The organism is Roseburia sp. CLA-AA-H209, from assembly GCF_020687575.1.
Taxonomy (GTDB): domain Bacteria; phylum Bacillota; class Clostridia; order Lachnospirales; family Lachnospiraceae; genus Roseburia_C; species Roseburia_C amylophila.
In genome coordinates, this window is the sequence record NZ_JAJEQU010000001.1 from 351600 (window position 1) to 371421 (window position 19822).

At 41.1% G+C, this 19822-nt stretch carries 20 protein-coding genes; 3 read left to right on the top strand and 17 right to left on the bottom strand.

Annotation, left to right across the window (positions count from 1 at the left end):
• Positions 1–3: 3 nt before the first annotated feature.
• From addB to rho, 14 genes are all read right to left on the bottom strand, one after another.
• Positions 4–3432 carry a helicase-exonuclease AddAB subunit AddB gene (gene addB / locus LKD41_RS01725; RefSeq protein ID WP_227700204.1) on the bottom strand — a complete coding sequence of 1143 codons (3429 nt, stop codon included), beginning with the start codon at positions 3430–3432 and terminating at the stop codon, positions 4–6.
• Position 3433: 1 nt separating this feature from the next.
• The gene (locus LKD41_RS01730) at positions 3434–4444 is read right to left on the bottom strand and encodes a LacI family DNA-binding transcriptional regulator (protein WP_227700205.1); all 1011 of its coding nucleotides are present in this window, start codon (positions 4442–4444) and stop codon (positions 3434–3436) included.
• Between the two features lie 43 nt (positions 4445–4487).
• The gene (locus LKD41_RS01735; RefSeq protein ID WP_227700206.1) at positions 4488–5081 is read right to left on the bottom strand and encodes a ribonuclease H1 domain-containing protein; all 594 of its coding nucleotides are present in this window, start codon (positions 5079–5081) and stop codon (positions 4488–4490) included.
• A 105-nt stretch (positions 5082–5186) separates the two neighbouring features.
• On the bottom strand, positions 5187–5864 hold the full coding sequence (locus LKD41_RS01740; protein ID WP_227700207.1) for a DUF6198 family protein: 678 nt from the start codon (positions 5862–5864) through the stop codon (positions 5187–5189).
• A gap of 36 nt (positions 5865–5900) precedes the next feature.
• A complete protein-coding gene (locus LKD41_RS01745) occupies positions 5901–6443 on the bottom strand; it encodes a DUF3877 family protein (protein ID WP_227700208.1) in 543 nt (180 codons plus the stop codon).
• 94 nt (positions 6444–6537) lie between these two features.
• Complete coding sequence (locus LKD41_RS01750; RefSeq protein WP_227700209.1) at positions 6538–7413, bottom strand: hypothetical protein; 876 nt, start codon at positions 7411–7413, stop codon at positions 6538–6540.
• A 240-nt stretch (positions 7414–7653) separates the two neighbouring features.
• A complete protein-coding gene (locus LKD41_RS01755; protein ID WP_022243123.1) occupies positions 7654–7941 on the bottom strand; it encodes a hypothetical protein in 288 nt (95 codons plus the stop codon).
• A 180-nt stretch (positions 7942–8121) separates the two neighbouring features.
• Entirely contained in the window at positions 8122–8433 is a 312-nt protein-coding gene (locus LKD41_RS01760; protein ID WP_022243124.1) for a type II toxin-antitoxin system RelE/ParE family toxin, read from the bottom strand.
• Positions 8423–8683, bottom strand: coding sequence for a type II toxin-antitoxin system Phd/YefM family antitoxin (locus tag LKD41_RS01765; RefSeq protein WP_022243125.1), 261 nt, complete (start codon positions 8681–8683; stop codon positions 8423–8425). Before LKD41_RS01765 ends, LKD41_RS01760 begins: the two co-directional genes overlap by 11 nt.
• A gap of 274 nt (positions 8684–8957) precedes the next feature.
• A complete protein-coding gene (gene prfA / locus LKD41_RS01770; RefSeq protein WP_022243126.1) occupies positions 8958–10031 on the bottom strand; it encodes a peptide chain release factor 1 in 1074 nt (357 codons plus the stop codon).
• Between the two features lies 1 nt (position 10032).
• Positions 10033–10863: a peptide chain release factor N(5)-glutamine methyltransferase gene (gene prmC / locus LKD41_RS01775; protein ID WP_022243127.1), complete on the bottom strand. Its 831-nt coding sequence runs from the start codon at positions 10861–10863 to the stop codon at positions 10033–10035.
• Between the two features lie 18 nt (positions 10864–10881).
• A complete protein-coding gene (locus LKD41_RS01780) occupies positions 10882–11802 on the bottom strand; it encodes a DUF1385 domain-containing protein (RefSeq protein WP_227700210.1) in 921 nt (306 codons plus the stop codon).
• Between the two features lie 80 nt (positions 11803–11882).
• Positions 11883–12083 (bottom strand): 50S ribosomal protein L31, encoded by a 201-nt coding sequence (gene rpmE / locus LKD41_RS01785; RefSeq protein WP_022243129.1) that lies wholly within the window; start codon positions 12081–12083, stop codon positions 11883–11885.
• A 129-nt stretch (positions 12084–12212) separates the two neighbouring features.
• Positions 12213–13691, bottom strand: a complete 1479-nt coding sequence (rho, locus tag LKD41_RS01790; RefSeq protein WP_117699010.1) for a transcription termination factor Rho — start codon at positions 13689–13691, stop codon at positions 12213–12215.
• Between the two features lie 208 nt (positions 13692–13899).
• Here rho and LKD41_RS01795 point away from each other — a divergent pair, with 208 nt between their 5' ends.
• From LKD41_RS01795 to LKD41_RS01805, 3 genes are read left to right on the top strand one after another with little or no spacing between them, the layout of a single operon-like run.
• Positions 13900–15051, top strand: coding sequence for an NAD(P)-dependent malic enzyme (locus tag LKD41_RS01795; protein WP_022243131.1), 1152 nt, complete (start codon positions 13900–13902; stop codon positions 15049–15051).
• Positions 15051–15995 carry a TIGR01212 family radical SAM protein gene (locus LKD41_RS01800; protein ID WP_227700211.1) on the top strand — a complete coding sequence of 315 codons (945 nt, stop codon included), beginning with the start codon at positions 15051–15053 and terminating at the stop codon, positions 15993–15995. Before LKD41_RS01795 ends, LKD41_RS01800 begins: the two co-directional genes overlap by 1 nt.
• A 4-nt stretch (positions 15996–15999) precedes the next feature.
• A complete protein-coding gene (locus LKD41_RS01805; RefSeq protein WP_022243133.1) occupies positions 16000–16515 on the top strand; it encodes a DUF4364 family protein in 516 nt (171 codons plus the stop codon).
• 129 nt (positions 16516–16644) lie between these two features.
• Here LKD41_RS01805 and LKD41_RS01810 read toward each other — a convergent pair whose 3' ends face one another.
• The 3 genes from LKD41_RS01810 to LKD41_RS01820 all read right to left on the bottom strand — a co-directional run bounded on the left by LKD41_RS01810 (position 16645) and on the right by LKD41_RS01820 (position 19798).
• Positions 16645–17244 carry a flavin reductase family protein gene (locus LKD41_RS01810; protein WP_227700212.1) on the bottom strand — a complete coding sequence of 200 codons (600 nt, stop codon included), beginning with the start codon at positions 17242–17244 and terminating at the stop codon, positions 16645–16647.
• A gap of 82 nt (positions 17245–17326) precedes the next feature.
• Positions 17327–18979 (bottom strand): putative manganese-dependent inorganic diphosphatase, encoded by a 1653-nt coding sequence (locus LKD41_RS01815; protein WP_227700213.1) that lies wholly within the window; start codon positions 18977–18979, stop codon positions 17327–17329.
• 24 nt (positions 18980–19003) lie between these two features.
• Entirely contained in the window at positions 19004–19798 is a 795-nt protein-coding gene (locus LKD41_RS01820) for a hypothetical protein (protein WP_022243136.1), read from the bottom strand.
• Between the last annotated feature and the right edge of the window lie 24 nt (positions 19799–19822).

Here is a 19822-nt window from a genome sequence, read left to right on the forward strand (position 1 = left end):
TTCTTAAAAAACCTCCTTCATGCGTTCATAGATTTCCTCGGAAGATAATTCTTCCAACCGCCTTACTTCATATCCCGGAATTTTTTTATCAAATCCACAGACCGCAGCATATGGACAATAATCACAGCTGCTCCGGTTCTTTAAAAGATACGGATTCACCTCTGTATTTCCCTTTAAAATAGCATTTCCAGCTTCTGCAATCCGATAGTTGGCATAATCCGCAATCAGCCTAAATTCTTCCTTATCCACAGCCTTATCGCTCTTTCGCACCGTTCCGTCCTTATTTACAGAAATCGGAAGGACATTGGATTTACCGGAAAGTTCCACATCCATGGCACGGTAAATATCATCCTCTGTATTTACCACTCCATCCAGACGTAAATTTTCCAATATCTTTCTTCGAATCTCTTCTTCAGATTCACTACCGGTTCCTTCCACCATCGGATCATCAATATGATAGTAGAACATACCTGCCGGCACTACCTCTTTTGCCGGATTTTGCTTTGCAAATAATTCCATTGCTGCATTCATATAAACCACAAGCTGAAGCTTTAGTCCATGATACAAAGATAGCAGTTCAAAACCGGTATTACCGGATTTATAATCAATAATCTTTACATATAACTTATCTTTGTCTTCATAAGTATCAATACGGTCAATTCTTCCCTGGAGCCGCATATGCTCTTCTTCACTGAGTTTAAAATTCACTGCATTTAAATCATCCGTATAGGAAAATCCCACCTCAAACTGCGATGGTTCAAATTTTCCCTGACGGATCTGGCTGGTCAGTGCCCAGATGGTCCGTGCAAAAATCTTTTTCATCTTTGCTACCTGGTAACGGTTTGCCGCTGTATCTGCCATGGCTGCATTTCCACTGGAAGCAATTGCTTCTTCCATTGCCCGCTCCATAAGCTGTTTTTGTGCTTCTTCTGTAATATCAAACCAGCTATAGGATGATTCTTTCAGATACCGGCCATAATTTTCCAATGCCTGATGATAGATATTTCCCATATCCGCCATACGGAATTCAAAGAGTTCCCGTTCCTGTAAACGCAGTCCATAAGTCAGGAAATGGGCACAGGCACAGGCTGCATACTGTTCCAGCCGCGTAACACTGTTCTTTAACTCATTTCCATAAAGAGCCTTTGCCACAGCCCGGCTGATTGGCTCTGCATGATATTTAAGCTCTGCTGCATCAAGAATAGCTTTTACCTGCTCCCGATATGCCGGTTCCTTTTCATACCAGTGCAGCAAAGCCTGCCAGAGGACTTCCTTCTCATCATTCCACCCGGCATCTTCCTGATACAGTCCCTCTAACAGAAATGCCATGCTGCTCTCCGGTGTTACCAGTGTTTCATCAACCTGTTCTCCCGTTATCAGTTCTGCTTTTAACCCCGGGAACAGTCCCTCAATCATATGAATAAAATAGGACGGGCGCTTTGCACTTCCATCACTGCCTACCCTTGCATAGGTAAGATAAAGTTTTTTCGATGGCTTTGTCACTGCAAGATAAAGGTAAAAACGCTGGATAAAAACACGTTCCCTTGCTGTAGGAGCCAGTTCCATATGATTTTTCGCAAGTTCTTCTCTTTCCAGCTGGGAAATGATGCCGCCACGATTATCGGATTTTGGCACAATACCTTCATTGACTCCCACGATAAACAATACTTTTATATCGTCAAGACGGGTTCTTTCGATATCACCAATCATCACGTAGTCATAGCCACCCGGAATCACGCCTACTTTGGCTGCTTCAAAGCCAGCCTCTAAGACCTTGGCATATTCGGATATGTCCATGACTTCATCACCCAGAAGCGTTGCCATCTTATCCAAAATATCCATTACGATGCGATAAATCTGTGCATATTCCTTTGCCTTGGCTAAGTCCTTCGCCTCTTTATACTGATTCTCCCGGTATTTTAACTGCTGCTCTATCTGTAAGGACACAATAAACTGATAGAGTGCTGTCGTGCATTCCCGTACGGTAGCACCTTTTTTACGAAATACAGCCGTCAATTCCGAAAATGGCTCCATTACACGGATCCGGAGTTCATTTAAAGCTTCTAAATCTTCTTCCGTAACCTCATGGGTGGTATAAATAAATCTTGCCTCCCATTTTTTCTTTCCACGGATGCCTGCTGCCAGTACATAATTTTCCAGCAGGTCAATCTCATCCTCACTGATTTTTGATAATCCGCAGCGCAGATAACGGAACATTGCTTCCTCCGAAAAATTGTCCTCGATTACCTGCAAAAGAGACCGGACAAATTCCAAAAATGGATGCAGTAAAATATTTTTCGTTGTATCTAAAAAAAACGGAATGCCAAACTCCTCCATAATCTGCGGCACATAGCTTCCATACTCTTCTATGGCACCGGAAATAATGGCAAAATCCCGGTAGCGGTATGCTCCGGTATGCACCAGCCTTGCAATCTCTTCTGCTGCATACTGCAGTTCTCTTCTTGGATTTGGCAGGGATAAAATCTCTATGCCTTCTTTGATTTCTTTCTCATCCTTCTTTTCGTAGCTATGATGTCTGGTACGGAACAGATTCTGCTCTAAGAACCGCAGTACCGGTGCCTCCCGGAACCGGTCAGCTTTGGGATTCTTTAATACCACCGGCTCTGTTACTTCAAAATGCTTCTCTTCCGCCATTTTCATTAGGCTGGCTACAGTCTTCTTACTCATGGCAAACAGCTCCTGCATATCATGATAAGAATAAATATCCTCTGCCGGGTCAATGGTTACTGTCACATATATATCTGATACAATTCCCATCAGGCGGTATAGCACGTTATTCTGAATCGGTGTAAATCCGGTAAATCCATCGAAAACCAGCACGGCATCCTGTAAAAGCTTTGATTCCTCTGCCATATCACAGAAGGCTTCTAAAACTTCTTCAGCAGTAATATACATCCCGGAAATTGCACTTCGAAAGCCCCGGTACATGGTCAGGATATCCTGCAGTTTATAGGAAAATGCCGGTGGCATATTCTGCTCTTCAATAAATGTTTCCAAAGTATCCGGATCGATATTATACTGTGTCAGCTCTGATATCAGGGACTTCACTTCACTGATATATCCCATCTTTTTCATATTTCCCTGCATGACGCATAAATCATCCATCCGCTCTTCGGCAACCTTACGCAATACAAGGTTTTTCCCGGTCTCTTCTAAAACTGCCATATTCGTCTTTCCTAATTCATCGAAAATACGATATGCCAGTCGCTGGAAGCTGACCACATCTATATTCATAATACTGTTTTTTTCCTGTAACCGAACAAGTTCACGCTGCGTCTGCATCGTGAACTGTTCCGGTACTACTACATAATAATTTTTCTTTAAATTCTTCTGAGCTTCTTTGACTGTTTTGCGGAATACATAGCCTGACTTTCCGCTTCCAGCACTGCCCAGCACAAATTGCAGTGCCATATCAGATTCCTCCTACTGATTCTCCTACCAAAAGTTCTCCATTGATAATCACACGCTCCACCAGCGTTGTCTTAGGCTGCTCGATTCTCTGTACCAGACGTTTTACGGCCTCTTCTCCAATCTTTCTGGTATTCTGCCGTATGGTTGTAATCTTTGGGCTCATCAGCTGGGATACTTTTGTTCCATCAAAACCTGCAATAGAAATATCATCCGGTACTTTTAGTCCCATTTCATCAATTACATTAATCCCACCAATTAATGCTGTATCATCCGGGTAGAGAATACAGGTCGGCGGGTCAGGCAGATTTAAAAGTTCCCTGGTTGCCTTTGCCACAAGCCTGGTATCTAAATATTCTCCTTCCTTTAAGTAGTCATCCGGAACATTCAGATTAAAGCTCTCCATTGTCTGGAAAAAGCTGGTCAGACGATCTCTGGTAACAGCCGAATGTTTTTCCCCATAAATGTATGCAATTTTCCGGTGTCCCTTGGAATAAATATAACGTACCAGTTCATTCATCCCTTTTACATTATTAGAAGAAACAACCGTGCAGTTGTGATATACATAATCTACAGTAACAATCGGAATATTACTCTGCAAAAGTTCCTGTACCTCCGGTTCCTCAAACCTGGCACACACAATTCCAACTCCGTCAAAATTCCGGTATTTGCAGTGTTCAAGATATGACATCTTATGATTCACATGCTCATTATTAATAAAAGTGATATCATAGCCTAATTCTTCCGCCTTTTCTTTAAATCCATTTAAGATGCCAGAGAAATATTCATGGGTAAGCCCTCTTCCGGCCTCCTCTTTAAAAAGTACTCCTAAGTTATAAGAACGGTTCGTCTTTAATGCCCTTGCTGCCGCATTCGGAAAATATCCCATCTCCTGTGCTGCTTCTTTAATCCGTATCCTGGTCTTCTCCCCTATATCACTATGTCCATTCAACGCTTTACTTACTGTTGCCGTTGAGACACCGCAACGCTTCGCCACGTCCTTTAATGAAACCATTTCTTTCCTCCTTTTTATCCCCGTATCCACTCATCTGCAGATACTATATTTCAATTCCGACCGCCTCTTTTGCCAGCCGGTCTGCTTCTTCATTTCCTTCTACCCCTGAGTGCCCTTTTACTTTTACAAAATGAAGCGTAATTTTATCCTTTATGCTCTGAATATAGTCATAATAAGCAATGGTTCCTTTCTTATTCCGTTTCCATGCTCCTGTTGCCCACATTTCAATGCCCATATAGTCATAATATATCGTAAGCTCTGCCAGTCCAAGCTCCACCGCCTTCTCAATGGCAGCCATACTTCCTAATACTTCTCCTGCCACATTACGCATGGAAGCCATTTCTTCTTCCGAGCCTGAACCCTGCAGTACTTCTTTTTTCCCATCTGCCATCAGAAAGCCGCCATATCCGTATACCTTAGTTGCAATATTATAGGAACCATCCACAAAGGCATAATTTTCCGGCTCTTTTTCTACTGTCTGCTGCTTCTGACCGATATATTCTTCTGCCGCTTCCCTTGTTGGAAAGCTTTTAAACTCTGCTCCCGGAAAACCATCGGTCTGCTGCTTACATATATCCCAGCTCATATAAATACCCGGTTTCTTTCCTTTTCGGACTGCATAAAACTTTGCTGCCATTCTTCTTCCTCTTACTATCTTTTATTTCTGTGAATTTTCTTCTTTTCTTAACTTACATCATTAGTTCTATTTTACCATTTTTCCCTTCGAATGGCTAGGACAAGCTTAGGATTCGTAACGATATTTTCCAAAGAAATGATTGTATACTGCAATTACTCTTCCCACACCAAGTACTGACAATAGTGTACCGGCTCCAATCCCGATAATTTCTCCCTTTATAATAAGTCCAGCGATACAGGTTATCGTAACGTTACACACATCAAAGCAGTTTTTGGTAAACCCTACCGACTTTCCGGTAAAGTCTGCAATTGCCTGTACAATTCCATCTCCCGGATTTGGTATGATACGCATATTTAAAGACATTGCGGCTCCTACACCTGTCAATATGATTGCCAGTATCAAAAGCATCAAACGTGCCGGAACGCTGCCCCAGAAAGTACCTGCACAGTCTTTGGCATATTCAGGAACGAATCTTGCAAAAAGGTTCATAAACCGGGTAAATACAATACTAAGTGGTATCTGCAGAATATCCAAAAACAGGCGTTTTACATATTCTCCTTTTTTGCGCCGGATGGTATGTAATATCATTTCTATCAATACAAAAATGCTATATAAAATCAGCGTCATATTGCCAAAATTCATTCCACTGATTACCGATACACTGTATGCCACCGAAATAATCGGAGATACGCCAAGTCCCGTCTTGGTATTTAATATAATTCCCATGGCAAGTAACAGTAATCCTGCCACATATACGATTCCTCTGTTTATTTTCTTTTGCAACTTCTCTTCCTCTTTTCTTTTATCATAAAATAGTTCTTACTCTACACTTTCAGAAAACAAATCCTGATAATCCTCCGGCATAAAACGATGATAGATGATATGGCAGCCTTCGACCTTAAAGCAATAATAATAGGAATCCTCTCCGCTTTCAAAATAAATGAGATAGTCAAAATCCTCTGTCTCAATTTTCTCAAAATGTATCTTCTCGCCGGTTTCTAAGAACAGCTTATGAATGTCCTCTATGGTGCAAGGATGTGTCTGCAGCAGAGCCACCAGCTTTTTAATAAAAGAATTTCCACTTCTTTTTTCATGCACATATTCTGCACCTTCTTCCGACACTACAAAACAAAAGCGGTCCTTGTTTCTGCTAATTTCTACTCTGCCAAGCCGTATTCCTGCTGCTTCATAAAATTCCTTTTCCAATTCTTCCGTTGATTTTCCGCTCACTTCTTCTCCCAGAAAATGCTTTAATGAACTCAAAGGATAATATAACCGGATTTTTTCTTTCCGGTATCCAAGTTTTACCTGCTCTTCCTGTATGAAATCCATAATTCCTTTTTCTAATCTGCTATAATCCATTATATGCTCCTTTAGACGTGGAAAAACAGAACCACCTTTCGACGATTCTGTTTCATGCTGATACAAAGTAAGCTTTGCCCACTTTGCTCAGTTTCTATTCTGCATTGATATACTCATAATCCCGGTCTAACTCAATTGCCACACTTCCATCATTGATTGTGCCATCAAATGTATGTGCTTCATCTGTTCCAAGACCCTTTACAATTCCATTTTCATATTCTTCTGCGGTACGCTGTGTCTGTAATACGAATAGCAGTCCCTTATATTCTGCCGGTGCTGTTACTTTATAAGTCTCTTTTATTTCGTAGTAAGTCACCATCGGATACTCACTGCCATCCTCTACCGTCCAGTCACCAAATGTTGTCTCTGTATCTTCTGTGGCTGCCACCTGATATGTTGTGCCGGCACAAGCCACTTCTGCCATCATAGCCATGGAACTGTCTGTGGCAGCTACATGCTGCGGCAGCACCATTCCGGTAGTTGCATCCACGAGGCTGATGTCTTCATATTCGATATAAGCTTCTGCATCCGTCTGTATGCCATTCCACGGAATCTTTGCAGATAAAGTAACCTTATAAACTGTATTTCCTTCTTCGTCTGCCTCAGTACGATTCCAGCTTATCTCATACTCCGCCTGATTTAAATGATTGGTAAAATCAGATGCCTGCACAAAGGTCTCACCATCCATGGTTCCTGCCATATTGTATACATTGACATTTTTTATCACAGCGGTATTCTCTTCGGTTTCCATTTTGTGCTGATACATACCGGATAAAACATACCAGGTATCTTCCTTAAGGTTTCCCTGTGCCTCTGTCTCCGTCTCTGTGGCATGGATTCCTTCCACTGCTTCTGTTTCTGTATTTCCTGCTGCTTCCTTGTCTGTATCTTTCTCCTTTGGTCCGCATCCATCCAGCATTCCCAGTACGACAATACAAATCAAAGCTGCCGCCCATATTTTCTTCTTCATTTCCTGCTCCTTCACTCTATCCATAACACAATATATTCGTTCTTATCCCCGCATGCGATTGGTTGCACACGGACTTTACGATTATACCGTAGATGAAGGGGAAGTGCAAGGAGTTAATAGAAAGATAATTGCGGTATATACTCTGTAGTTATATTTAGCAAAAAACAGCCACCAATCGTTAGATTTGAAACCTAACTTTTGGTGGTGGCACACAATAACCTCTCCTGTATTACTTTTATATTATTCTTTATAAATTATTCCAGTATATTCCCATAATAATTTTGGGCTAACATAAAAATCGTATTGAGATGATTCTTTCCCTTCATAACTACCATTTGGGATTGTTTTCTTAAATGCAACTCCAATCGGCAAAATCCCCCTTATTATTCCCTGCCGAATAAACTGCTGGTCTTTTCCCATTAGTTTAGCAACTTCTATAATAGGAACATTCTTACCTGAAAACTCTGGAAGAATATAATAGATTTTATTATTAAACTTATTAGTTTGCTCCTGTGTTTCCTGTTCCATATGTGCTCACCTCATCTATATATTCTACTTCTTCAAATAGTATTTCCAATTGAATTTTATTTATACGGAACTAACAGACCTGTCATTTTTATTAGTTGCAATATCTTCCATTACCAAATTTTACTTTGCAGTATTTCTATTATACTAAATTTAATTTGTAGGATGAATACAACACATTTTTTATAATTTACTTTGATAATTCTCTAACTGATGAAAAATACCAACTACATTTACAACATCTGCTCTCACATCAAAAACGATAATATAATTCATCTGTGATACAACTGCCTCACGATATCCTCTTTTAGCAAGATATGCATCTCTGCACTCTGCGAACTGAAATGGATTAACCTCTAGCCTGTCATAGATAGTATCTATACTATCCAACAGATGCTTTGCTGCCTGTTCATTCCTTAAGCAATAAATTAAATGATACACAAGATTATCAAGCAGTTCATTCGCATGTTCAGTAACATTTATTTTATATGCCATACTTCGCCTTCATTTCTCTAAGCGCAGTTCTGGCATCCTTTACCTGTCCTGCCTCTATTTGCTTTTCAGATATTTCAATATCTCTGTACATGGCAATCTGTCTCATGGTTGACTCATAAGTCTCCATGCTCATAATTACCATATCTCCATATCCATTTTTCGTAACATAAATTGGTTCCGCTGCCTTATGGCACATATCCGATATCTCTGATGTATTCTTCAAATCTTTAATTGGAATTATTTGTGGCATAATATACACCTCCCTATTCACGGTCTAATTATACCATAATTATGTCCTTTTTCAATTTAATTATAATCAATTCTCTGTTATTATCTCTCCATTTCTTGCTTTTTTATACGACCTCATATTTGTTTTTCAAAATCTTCGCCCATTTTATAATTAGAATGATTTACATTTCCGTTAAATCATTAATTATTATTCAAACCATACTCCTAACCACAAGAAAAAAGCAATCCTTTGACCTAATCAAAAGACCGCTTTTCTTGATTCTTACTAATTCTTATTAATTCTCATTCATCTTCGCTAATTTTGCTGCCTGATCTGCTGCAATCAATGCATCTAAGATTTCCTGGATATCACCATTCATAATCTTGTCCAGTTTATAAAGGGTAAGATTGATTCTGTGGTCGGTTACACGTCCCTGTGGGAAGTTGTAAGTACGAATCTTCTCAGAACGGTCACCGGTACCAATCTGGCTTCTTCTGGCTTCTGCTTCTGCATCATGCGCCTTCTGGCATTCTATGTCGTATAATTTGGCACGTAAAAGTGCAAATGCTTTCTCTTTATTCTGCAGCTGTGATTTTTCTGTCTGGCTGTAGATTACAATTCCGGTTGGATAATGAGTCAGACGAACTGCAGAGTCTGTAGTATTGACACACTGACCACCGTTTCCGGATGCACGCATAACGTCGATTCGGATATCCTTTTCATCAATCTGGACATCAACTTCTTCTGCCTCCGGCATTACTGCTACTGTAATGGTAGACGTATGGATACGTCCGCCGGACTCTGTCTCAGGTACACGCTGTACACGATGTACACCGGATTCATATTTCATAACAGAGTAAGCACCCTGTCCGGTAATCATGAAAGTAACACTCTTCATTCCACCAATTCCGATTTCTTCGCACTCCATTGTCTCTACTTTCCAGCGTCTGCTTTCAGCATAATGGACATACATACGATAAATCTCAGCTGCAAATAAAGCAGCTTCATCTCCGCCGGCACCGGCACGGATTTCCACAATAACGTTCTTGTCATCATTCGGGTCTTTTGGAAGAAGAAGAATTTTTAGTTTCTGCTCTAATTCTTCTACTCTTGCTTTGGAATCATTTAACTCTTCCTTTGCAAGCTCCTTCATTTCTTCATCTGTTTCTTCGTCCAGCATAGCAAGAGAATCTTCAATATTCTGCTTACACTGTTTATATTCTTTATAAGCTTCCACGATAGGAGTTAAATCGCTCTGCTCCTTCATCAGCTTACGAAAACGCTCCGGATTATTTGCCACATCCGGTTCACTTAACTCACTCATCAACTCTTCATAACGAATCAATAAATCCTCTAAACGATCAAACATTTTAATTTCCTTTCCCTTTTACCACACGGTCATTTCGTGCAAGGTCTTTGATTACTTCAACTTCTGTAAATCCTGCGTTACGCATCAGCTCTGAGACAGCTTCTCCCTGGTCATATCCGATTTCCATGTAAACATATCCGCCAGGATTCAAATAATCCTTTACCTGTCCGGCAATCTTCCGATAAAAATCAAGACCATCCGCTCCGCCATCTAATGCGTTTTCCGGCTCAAAATCCCGTACCTCCGGCATCAGTGACAGAATCTCTCCTGTCGGGATATATGGTGGATTTGCCATAATGACATCAAAGGTCTCTGTTATATTATCAAATAAATCACTCCGTACCCACTCGGCATCCACTTCATGCAGCTTTGCGTTTTCCTTCGCTACCAATAAAGCTGTTTTGGAAATGTCACTTCCCATACCGGTAAGTTCCGGTGCATTTTTCAACACACTAATCAATACACAACCAGACCCTGTACAAAGGTCTAATACTTTCATCCCCGGCTTTACAATCTTCAATACCTGCTCCACTAAAGTCTCGGTATCCTGCCGCGGTATCAGAACATTGGAATTTACTTTGAATCGAAGCCCCATAAATTCCTGTTCTCCAATAATATACTGTAACGGAATATGTTCGGCACGTTTTTGTACTGCAATCTCATATTCCTTCTGAGCATCCTGTGTAATATCTTCTTCCCCGTGAACGTAGTAGTAACTGCGCTCAATCTTGCATACCATCTGTAAAAGATACCATGCATCCAGTGCGGCATCTGGCACTCCTGCATCTGTAAGACACTTTGTACCAAATTCCACTGCCTCTCTATAAGTCATATATTACGCCCTTTTCTTTTACATCTCGCTCAAATATTTTTTCCAGTCAAATACTGCTTCCACGGAAGCAATACCAACCTCAATCATAGAATCGTCCGGTTCTCTTGTTGTAAGCCTCTGCAGCCACAATCCAGGTTTACTTAAGAAATTCACTACCGGATTATCACTTTTTCCGGCAAGCCGGATAAATTCATATGACACACCAGCAATCACCGGTATCAGCAGCAAACGAAGCACTACCTTCAAAATCCGGCTCTTTACATCAATAAATGCAAAGAAAATAATACTGATAATCATTACAAACAGGAGAAAACTTGTACCACACCGCTTATGCAGTCTGGAACTCTTTCTCACGTTTTCTACATTCAGCTCCATTCCATGTTCAATGCAGTTAATGCATTTGTGCTCTGCTCCATGATACATGAATACACGCTGGATATCCTTCATTAAGGAAATTGAGGCAATATATGCCAAAAAAATCATCATTCGGATGATACCTTCAATCAGCGCCAGTGCCACATGGGATGTAATAAATTTCTGAAAAATCAAAGAAAGATAATATGGCAGAATCATAAAGATTCCAATGGCAAGTACAAAGGAAAATGCAACAGTAATACCCATTTCTGCTTTTTCTTTTTTTGCTGCTACCTCTTTTGATAATTCTTTCTTTTTTGCTTTGGTATCTTCCTCATCCTCTTCAAAGAAAGATGCGGAATATGTAAGCGTTGATATTCCAAGTGTCAAAGACTCCACAAAACTTAACACTCCACGTAAAATTGGAATGTTCCGCAATGTCTTGTTTTTAATCAGTTCATAATACTCTTTGGTATCAACGGTAATCTCTCCATCCGGCTTCCGGACTGCCACGGCGTACTTTTCCTTATTTTTCATCATTACGCCTTCTAAAACTGCCTGTCCACCGATTCCCGAATATTTCATGTGTGACCTCTCTTCCTGTTTCTAAAAAAAGGTTGAGATTAGAAACCTCAACCTTATCTTTCAGTCACATTGTGCAATTTCTATTTCATGCCGTATTTCTTATTGAACTGCTCAATACGTCCACGAGCCTGGTTAGCTTTCTGCTGTCCAGTATAGAATGGATGGCATTTGGAACAAATTTCAACGTGAATATCCTCTTTGGTTGAACCAGTTACGAATGTGTTACCACAGTTACATGTAACTGTTGCCTGATAATAATCTGGATGGATTCCTTCTCTCATGTCTCTCACCTCTCATATATGAATTGCTTCGCAATTACGACATTTGTCTAATTTAAGTGCGATACTGTTTAGTTTCCGAATAAACAGCTTATTCATTGTAGCATAGGAAAAGCTGTTATGCAAGTGTTTTTAAACAAATTTTGTCTTTTTTACAGTCTGGATATATTCCCGGTTGTTTTTCGTCCGGACAAACATATTCAAGATGCTCTCAACCGCTTCATCGGTACGCATGCCATTGATTGCCTTACGCATAATAAATACAGCCTCCTGCTCTTCCTGTGTCAGTAAGAGGTCTTCTCTTCTTGTACCGGATTTTACAATGTCAATTGCAGGGAATACACGTTTCTCAGATAACTTACGGTCAAGCACCAGTTCCATGTTACCGGTTCCCTTAAATTCCTCGTAAACAACATCATCCATCTTGCTTCCGGTATCTACCAGTGCTGTTGCAAGAATCGTAAGGCTTCCGCCCTCACGCATATTACGGGCTGCACCAAAGAAACGCTTCGGCATATGGAGGGCTGCCGGGTCAAGACCACCGGATAAGGTTCTTCCACTTGGCGGAACTGTAAGGTTATATGCTCTTGCAAGTCTTGTAATACTGTCTAAGAGAATCATAACATCCTTCTTATGTTCTACCAGACGTTTTGCCCTCTCAATTACCATCTCGGATACTCTCTTATGATGCTCCGGCAATTCGTCAAAGGTAGAATAAATAACTTCTACATTCGGTCCTTCAATTGCTTCCTTAATATCGGTAACTTCCTCCGGCCGCTCATCAATTAATAAGATAATCAGATGCATCTCCGGGTTATTCTGCTTTACTGCCTGTGCCACACCTTTTAATAATGTAGTCTTACCTGCTTTTGGTGGGGAAACAATCATTCCACGCTGTCCCTTACCAATCGGAGATACTAAATCTACAATTCGCATTGCCATTGCACTATGGCTTGTCTCAAGCCGGATTCTCTCATCCGGAAAAATCGGAGTTAAATCTTCAAAATTCTTCCGTTTTACAGCCTCTGACGGATGCAGGTCATTAATAGAAGTAATGTATAATAATGCGGAGAATTTCTCAGCCTGTGTCTTAATTCTGGTATTTCCGGTCACAATATCTCCGGTTTTCAGATTGAACTTACGAATCTGGGATGGAGAAACATAGACATCATGCTCTCCCGGCAGATAATTTTCACAACGGATAAATCCGAATCCATCCGGCATAACTTCAAGAATTCCATGTGCCTTCACACCGCTGTCTAAGTCCTTGTTTTCTTCTGCCACACGCTCCGTTTCATCTTTTTCCGAAATATGCTCATCCGGTGTATGTCTTACTGTGCTTCGACGCATCTCGCCCTCATGTCCCCTCGCTGCATTTTCCCGGTGCGGACGTTCTGCGCGATAGGTTCTGGTTTCTGCTACCTGCTCCGTAGTTTCTGTTGTGCCTTCTGCTTCTTTCTTTGCTTCCTGCACCTTTGCTTCCTTTTCATCTTCCGCCAGCATAGCTTCTACTAATTCAGCTTTCTTTAAGGTAGAAATTCCTTTCATTCCCCTTGCTTTCGCCAGTTCACGCAGCACTGCTGCAGAAAGACTTTCATACTTCTCTCTCATTCTATTCTCCTTACCTCTTGCTTATTTGATTATCTGCTAAATAATTGGGATTTCTTTTTGAAATAAAAATAATTGGAACGTAAGATTCGTCTTTTCGTATTATACAACAGTTTCTTTCAAATAGGAAGTCCTTTTTCTTGCTTTAAAAATTTTTTAATGATATGATACTAGACGGAAGTAATCAATGGCTAAGAAAAGGAGACGAACTATGGATACCAACGAAAAAGCAATTGAAATGCATAAAAAATGGAATGGAAAATTAGAAACCATCTCCAAGACACCGGTAAAGACCCGGGAAGATTTATCTATCGCATACACACCTGGTGTTGCGGCACCTTGCCGTATCATCGCAGAAAATAAAGAAGAAGCTTATACTTATACCATGAAAGCCAACACCGTTGCCGTTGTATCAGACGGAAGTGCTGTTCTTGGTCTTGGAAACATCGGACCGTACGCAGCCATGCCGGTTATGGAAGGAAAATGTGTACTGTTTAAAGAATTCGGAAATGTCAATGCTGTTCCAATCTGCCTTGACACACAGGATACCGAAGAAATTATAAAAACTGTTAAAAATATTGCTCCGGGATTCGGCGGCATCAACTTAGAGGATATTTCCGCTCCACGTTGTTTTGAAATTGAAGAGCGTTTAAAGGAAATGCTTGATATTCCGGTCTTCCATGACGACCAGCATGGTACTGCTATTGTTGTTCTTGCCGGAATCATCAACGCATTAAAAGTAACCGGAAAAGAAAAAGAAAACTGCCGCGTTGTTGTAAATGGTGCCGGTTCTGCCGGTGTTGCCATCACCAAACTGTTACTGACTTACGGCTTTAAAAATGTTATTATGTGTGACCGCATGGGAATCATCGGCAAAGATTATCCTGACTTAAACTGGATGCAGAAGAAAATGACCGAAGTTACCAACCTTTCCAATGAATCCGGTACCCTTGCCGATGCATTAAAGGGTGCTGATATCTTCGTTGGTGTTTCCGCACCGAATATCGTGACTCAGGAAATGGTTGCATCCATGAATAAAGATGCCATTCTTTTTGCCATGGCAAATCCTACTCCGGAAATCATGCCAGACCTTGCCAAAGCTGCAGGTGCTAAAGTGGTCGGAACCGGAAGAAGCGATTTCCCAAATCAGGTAAACAACGTCGTTGCTTTCCCGGGAATCTTCAAAGGTGCTTTAGAAGGACACGCTTCCCAGATTACAGAAGAAATGAAGCTTGCTGCTGCAAAAGCAATTGCAGGGTTAGTATCTGATGAAGAATTAAATGAAGACTTTATTATGCCGGAAGCATTTGACCCGCGTGTTGCCGAAGTGGTAAGCCAGGCAGTCAAATCACACATCCGCTAATGAAAAACGACACGATTTCACTGTGGGGGGAGAAGCGCTACCACTCTCTGGACTACTATTTAAAAAATACCTATCACGAAAAGGTATACCGGATTGCATTAAATGCCGGACTCAGTTGTCCCAACCGTGACGGACGCTTAGATACCAGAGGCTGTATTTTCTGCTCTGCCGGTGGCTCCGGAGATTTTGCCGCCTCTCCCACACTTTCTATCACAGAGCAGTTAGAAACTGAGAAAAGGATTCTGAGAGCAAAAAGAAACTGCAACAAATTCATTGCATATTTTCAGGCATTCACGAATACTTATGGTTCTGTGGAACACCTGCGGGATCTTTATATGCAGGCAGTAAATGACCCGGATGTGGTTATTATTTCCATTGCCACAAGACCTGACTGTCTGCAGCCTGAGATTCTTTCACTGCTTGCCGAAATCAATGAAAAGAAAACCGTCTGGGTGGAACTTGGTTTACAGACAATCCATGATGACACCAGAGAGTTTACACGAAGCGGCTTTACTTATGAGACTTTTCAAAAAAGTCTCTTCGCCCTTCACGCCCTTTCTATCAAGGTGATTGTTCATCTGATTTTAGGACTGCCCCACGAAACAAGAGAAATGATGTCTGCATCCGTTCAGGCAATTGCAAATCTCCCGGTCTGGGGAATCAAGCTGCAGCTGCTTCATGTATTATCCGGCACCGATTTAGCCGCTTATTATGAAAAAACGCACTTTCCGGTATTTTCCATGGATGAATACTGTGAAATGATTATTGACTGTCTGGAGCTTCTGCCGCCGGAAATGGTGATTCACCGGATTACCGGCGATGGTCCGAAGGATTTACTGATTGCGCCGATGTGGAGCACTGGAAAACGGACTGTTTTAAATCAGATTCACCGCCGCTTAAAAGAACGGAATACTTACCAGGGACGCTTAGCAACTAAGAGGTGATTTTATGGCTGAACCAGCTACTTTATATAAATTAATTATTCTGCACATGCTTGAACATATTGATTTTCCCTTGTCCAATGCGCAGATTTCAGATTTCTTTTTAGACAGGGAATATACCGACTACTTTACGATTCAGCAGGTCATTCATGACCTGATGGATTCCGGGCTTGTCCGTACGGAAAACACCCACAACAGTACACGATATATCATTACTCCTGCAGGAAAAGAAACGCTGCATTTTTTTCATGACAAAATATCCCCTTCTATTGAAGAAGATATTGCTGCTTATTTTCAGGCAAATAAGCTGGCCATTAAAACAGAAAATGCATATCTATCCGATTATTACAAAACACCGGAACAGGAATACGGTGTGCGATGCCAGCTCCGGGAAAAAGGCCGTACCCGCCTTGATTTTACTTTAACTGTCCAGACAAAGGAACAGGCGGAAGCCATCTGCACCAACTGGCAGAATCAGGCAGATGATGTATTTGCCTGTCTGATGGATTTACTTTTAAAATAAATATCTAAAATAAATGTTATTCAAAAAGCGGAACAACGAGAAGATTTTTCTCTCTGTTCCGCTTTCTATAATTTCTTATATTTTCAGTTATTTTGTCCTTTTTATTTTATTCTTTTTTATTTCGCTCTTTTACTTCGCTTTCTTCTTTCTGCCATTCTTTGAAGGCTTCTGCTTCTTTACGCTGTAACCAAAGCTTCCAAGCTTCTTACCCAGCAGAAAATATTCTCCATGGGAATAAGTCACCAGCCCGCTCTGATTCAGTTCGAATTTACCTTTTTCATTCATATAGGAATCATCAACGGTAACGCCTACTACATCTGCCAGAAACATATCATGGCTTCCAAGATGTAATATCCGGCTTACCTTGCAGGCAATGTTTACCGGACTTTCTGCAATTCCCGGTGCCGATACCTGCGGAAGGTTCAGTGGTGTCAGATGCATGGCATCAAACTTGTCAACGTCACGGCCGGATTTTACGCCACAATAATCCGTGGCACAGACCAGATCCTTCGTCACAAGATTTACAACAAATTCGCCGGTTTCCGCGATTATTCCATGGGAATATCGTTCCGGACGGACAGATATGGAAAGCATTGGCGGATTCGTACATACCGTTCCTGCCCATGCTACCGTAATAATATTCGGTTTTTCTGTCGGTCTCTGGCAGCTTACCATCACTGCTGGAACCGGATATAACATATTACCCGGCTTCCATGTTTCTTTCGCCATTTCAATTCTCCTGTATAAGTTGTTATCTTATTTCTGTCTCTGATATGGGCATTTATACCTGCTGTCATCCTGCCGTAAACATTTACGCTTGCTGCAATCCTGCCATTAATGCCGGAATCATCTGTTTCTTACGGGATACTACTCCATTTAAGTAAAAGCTGCCTGATTCATCCGGCTCTCCAAAGCACTCCTTTAAAAGGCTGCCTGCCTGTGCTCCGGCATAGATTACTTCCGAATTCTCATCCAGAATGTCCGTCAGCATCACAAATACGGCATCCAGTTTCTGCTCTCCCAATGCAATTTCCAGATATGGCTGCAGCTTCTTCTTCGCCATGCCAAGCTGCACGTCACTCATGGCACTAAGCTGTGCTACACCAAAATCAAATTCATCGGTATGGAAGGTTTTAAAATCCTGATAAAACAGTTCTTCTGTTGTCTTTTTCTTAAAATCACTGCCGGCTTCAAACATCTTCTTGGCCAGCTCTTCAATATCTACTTCTGCGATCTTCGCCAGTGCTTCTGCTGCTGCCCGGTCCATCTGTGTACAGGTCGGTGAACGGAACATCAAGGTATCTGAAATAATTGCTGCCAAAAGAATTCCGGCTGTCTTTTTATCAATGATTGCTCCCTTTTCCTGATACATCTGATAAATAATCGTTGAAGTACAGCCCAATGGCTGGTTCCGGAAAAATACCGGAGCAATCGTCTCAAGGCTGCCCAGTCGGTGATGGTCAATAATTTCTAAGATTTCTGCATCTTCGATTCCATCTACTGCCTGGGATTTTTCATTATGGTCAACAAGGATCACCTGTTTTTTCTGTAAATTTAAAAGATTTCGTCTGGAAAACATACCGACATATTTTCCATTCTCATCCAGTACCGGGAAATCACGATGACGCACTTTAGACATAGTCTCTTTCACATCATCCACATAATCCTCTAATTCGAATGTAATCAGATGCTCCTTTTTCATAATATATTTAATCGGCATACTCTGATTAATTAAACGCGCCACGGTAAATGTGTCATATGGTGTGCTGATAAGCATACAGTCTTTCTCTTCTGCAAGCTGCACAATGGTCTTTGTAATCTTCGCTCCGGAACAGACAATCACACAGCTTGCATTCATTTCCAATGCACAGAACTGTGATTCATAACGGTCTCCTAAGATAACCATATCGTCATCTTCAATATACTGCTCCATCATATCCGGTGTGGTAGCCGCAACAACAACCTTACCTTTTATGAAGTAACCATGCTCATTTCCTGTTACAAGAGTTCCATTTAAAGTTTCAACAATATTCTTATACTGCGTCCGGGCAGTTGCAAGAATCCGGTTGTCCAATACATCCATATAGGATTTTGCAATATCACTGGTAACAACCATTCCCTGCAGATTGTTCTCATTGTCAGTAATCGGCAATGACACGACATCTAAATTCTTCATCAGCTCCCATGCCCGTTTAATGGAAATGTGACTGCTGACGCCCTCCGTTCTACGATATTCAATATCCTTAATCTGTGCACCGACATCTGTTACCAGTTCCGGTTCCGGTACATCAAAAAATTTTAGGACATACTTCGTCTCTTCGTTCATATGTCCTGCTCTTTTCGGTATAAAAATACCGTCCTCTGTTTGATTTTTTAAATCTGCATAGGCAATCGCCGCACAAATAGAATCTGTGTCCGGATTCTTATGTCCAATTACCCATGTCTTTCTCTTTCCCTGTGTCATATAATTCCTCGTTTTAACTACTGCTTAAAAATTAAATACTCCAAGAGAATAAAGAATAAATGCCACCAATACTACAAAATTGATAACAGAAAACCAGGTTAAGCATTTTGCATAACCTTTTACGGTATTCAAGCTCTTCTCTAAAGTATCATTTTCCTCTAACTTAACGGTAAGCTCTTTAATTAAGTCCTGCATATTGCGGTAGCACTTTACATCTTCGGTATGTATTTTCTCAGCCAGTTCCAGTTTCATGCTGTCTAACTGCTGGGAAATTTCCTGTAAAGATGCCTGCATCTGTGCAGTCTGTTCTGCGGTTCTTCCGGTGGAATCACTTACGTCTGCTGCAATCTTTTCAGACAGTGCATTCAATTTTTCTTCTACACGGTTAATCATTTCTTCCATCTGACCGTGTACTCCGGTAAGAAGAACATCTGCTTCTGATTTACGTGCATTTAAAACATGCTGCAGTTCTTTTGCTTTTTCTTCTCTTTCATCTACGATATTCTGTAATTCCTGCACTTTGTCTTCTTTTGTAACAAGCAAAGCCTGAAGCTGTTTTGCTTTCTCACGGAATTCATCAATCTGCTTTAATAAGAAATCTTCCTTATCCATTCCTTTATCCACCTTACTGTTTGTCCTCTCTGACCTGTTATGCTGTTCGTTTTCTTTTAACGAAGGGGCTGCCTTTCTGGTCTCTGTATTTCTTATCTGTACCTTCTGTTGTGTCACCGGCTCTTTTCTGCTCCGGTCCGGCGTCCCATAACTCTTCGCATTTTTACGGTAAAACATCGTTTTCAGCACATCAAAAAAGCTTTTCACTACCGTCTTCCTCCTGCGGAATCT

Coding starts and splice junctions, on each gene's coding strand:
- LKD41_RS01780 (WP_227700210.1), bottom strand. CDS start 11,802: ATGAAATATTCGGGAATCGGTGGACAGGCAGTTTTAGAAGGCGTAATG.
- prmC (WP_022243127.1), bottom strand. CDS start 10,863: ATGACTTATAGAGAGGCAGTGGAATTTGGTACAAAGTGTCTTACAGAT.
- LKD41_RS01735 (WP_227700206.1), bottom strand. CDS start 5,081: ATGGCAGCAAAGTTTTATGCAGTCCGAAAAGGAAAGAAACCGGGTATT.
- LKD41_RS01745 (WP_227700208.1), bottom strand. CDS start 6,443: ATGGATTATAGCAGATTAGAAAAAGGAATTATGGATTTCATACAGGAA.
- LKD41_RS01765 (WP_022243125.1), bottom strand. CDS start 8,683: ATGCCACAAATAATTCCAATTAAAGATTTGAAGAATACATCAGAGATA.
- LKD41_RS01755 (WP_022243123.1), bottom strand. CDS start 7,941: ATGGAACAGGAAACACAGGAGCAAACTAATAAGTTTAATAATAAAATC.
- LKD41_RS01815 (WP_227700213.1), bottom strand. CDS start 18,979: ATGACACAGGGAAAGAGAAAGACATGGGTAATTGGACATAAGAATCCG.
- LKD41_RS01760 (WP_022243124.1), bottom strand. CDS start 8,433: ATGGCATATAAAATAAATGTTACTGAACATGCGAATGAACTGCTTGAT.
- LKD41_RS01730 (WP_227700205.1), bottom strand. CDS start 4,444: ATGGTTTCATTAAAGGACGTGGCGAAGCGTTGCGGTGTCTCAACGGCA.
- LKD41_RS01810 (WP_227700212.1), bottom strand. CDS start 17,244: ATGGCGAAAGAAACATGGAAGCCGGGTAATATGTTATATCCGGTTCCA.
- rpmE (WP_022243129.1), bottom strand. CDS start 12,083: ATGAGAGAAGGAATCCATCCAGATTATTATCAGGCAACAGTTACATGT.
- LKD41_RS01805 (WP_022243133.1), top strand. CDS start 16,000: ATGGCTGAACCAGCTACTTTATATAAATTAATTATTCTGCACATGCTT.
- LKD41_RS01800 (WP_227700211.1), top strand. CDS start 15,051: ATGAAAAACGACACGATTTCACTGTGGGGGGAGAAGCGCTACCACTCT.
- rho (WP_117699010.1), bottom strand. CDS start 13,691: ATGAGAGAGAAGTATGAAAGTCTTTCTGCAGCAGTGCTGCGTGAACTG.
- prfA (WP_022243126.1), bottom strand. CDS start 10,031: ATGTTTGATCGTTTAGAGGATTTATTGATTCGTTATGAAGAGTTGATG.
- LKD41_RS01750 (WP_227700209.1), bottom strand. CDS start 7,413: ATGAAGAAGAAAATATGGGCGGCAGCTTTGATTTGTATTGTCGTACTG.
- LKD41_RS01795 (WP_022243131.1), top strand. CDS start 13,900: ATGGATACCAACGAAAAAGCAATTGAAATGCATAAAAAATGGAATGGA.
- addB (WP_227700204.1), bottom strand. CDS start 3,432: ATGGCACTGCAATTTGTGCTGGGCAGTGCTGGAAGCGGAAAGTCAGGC.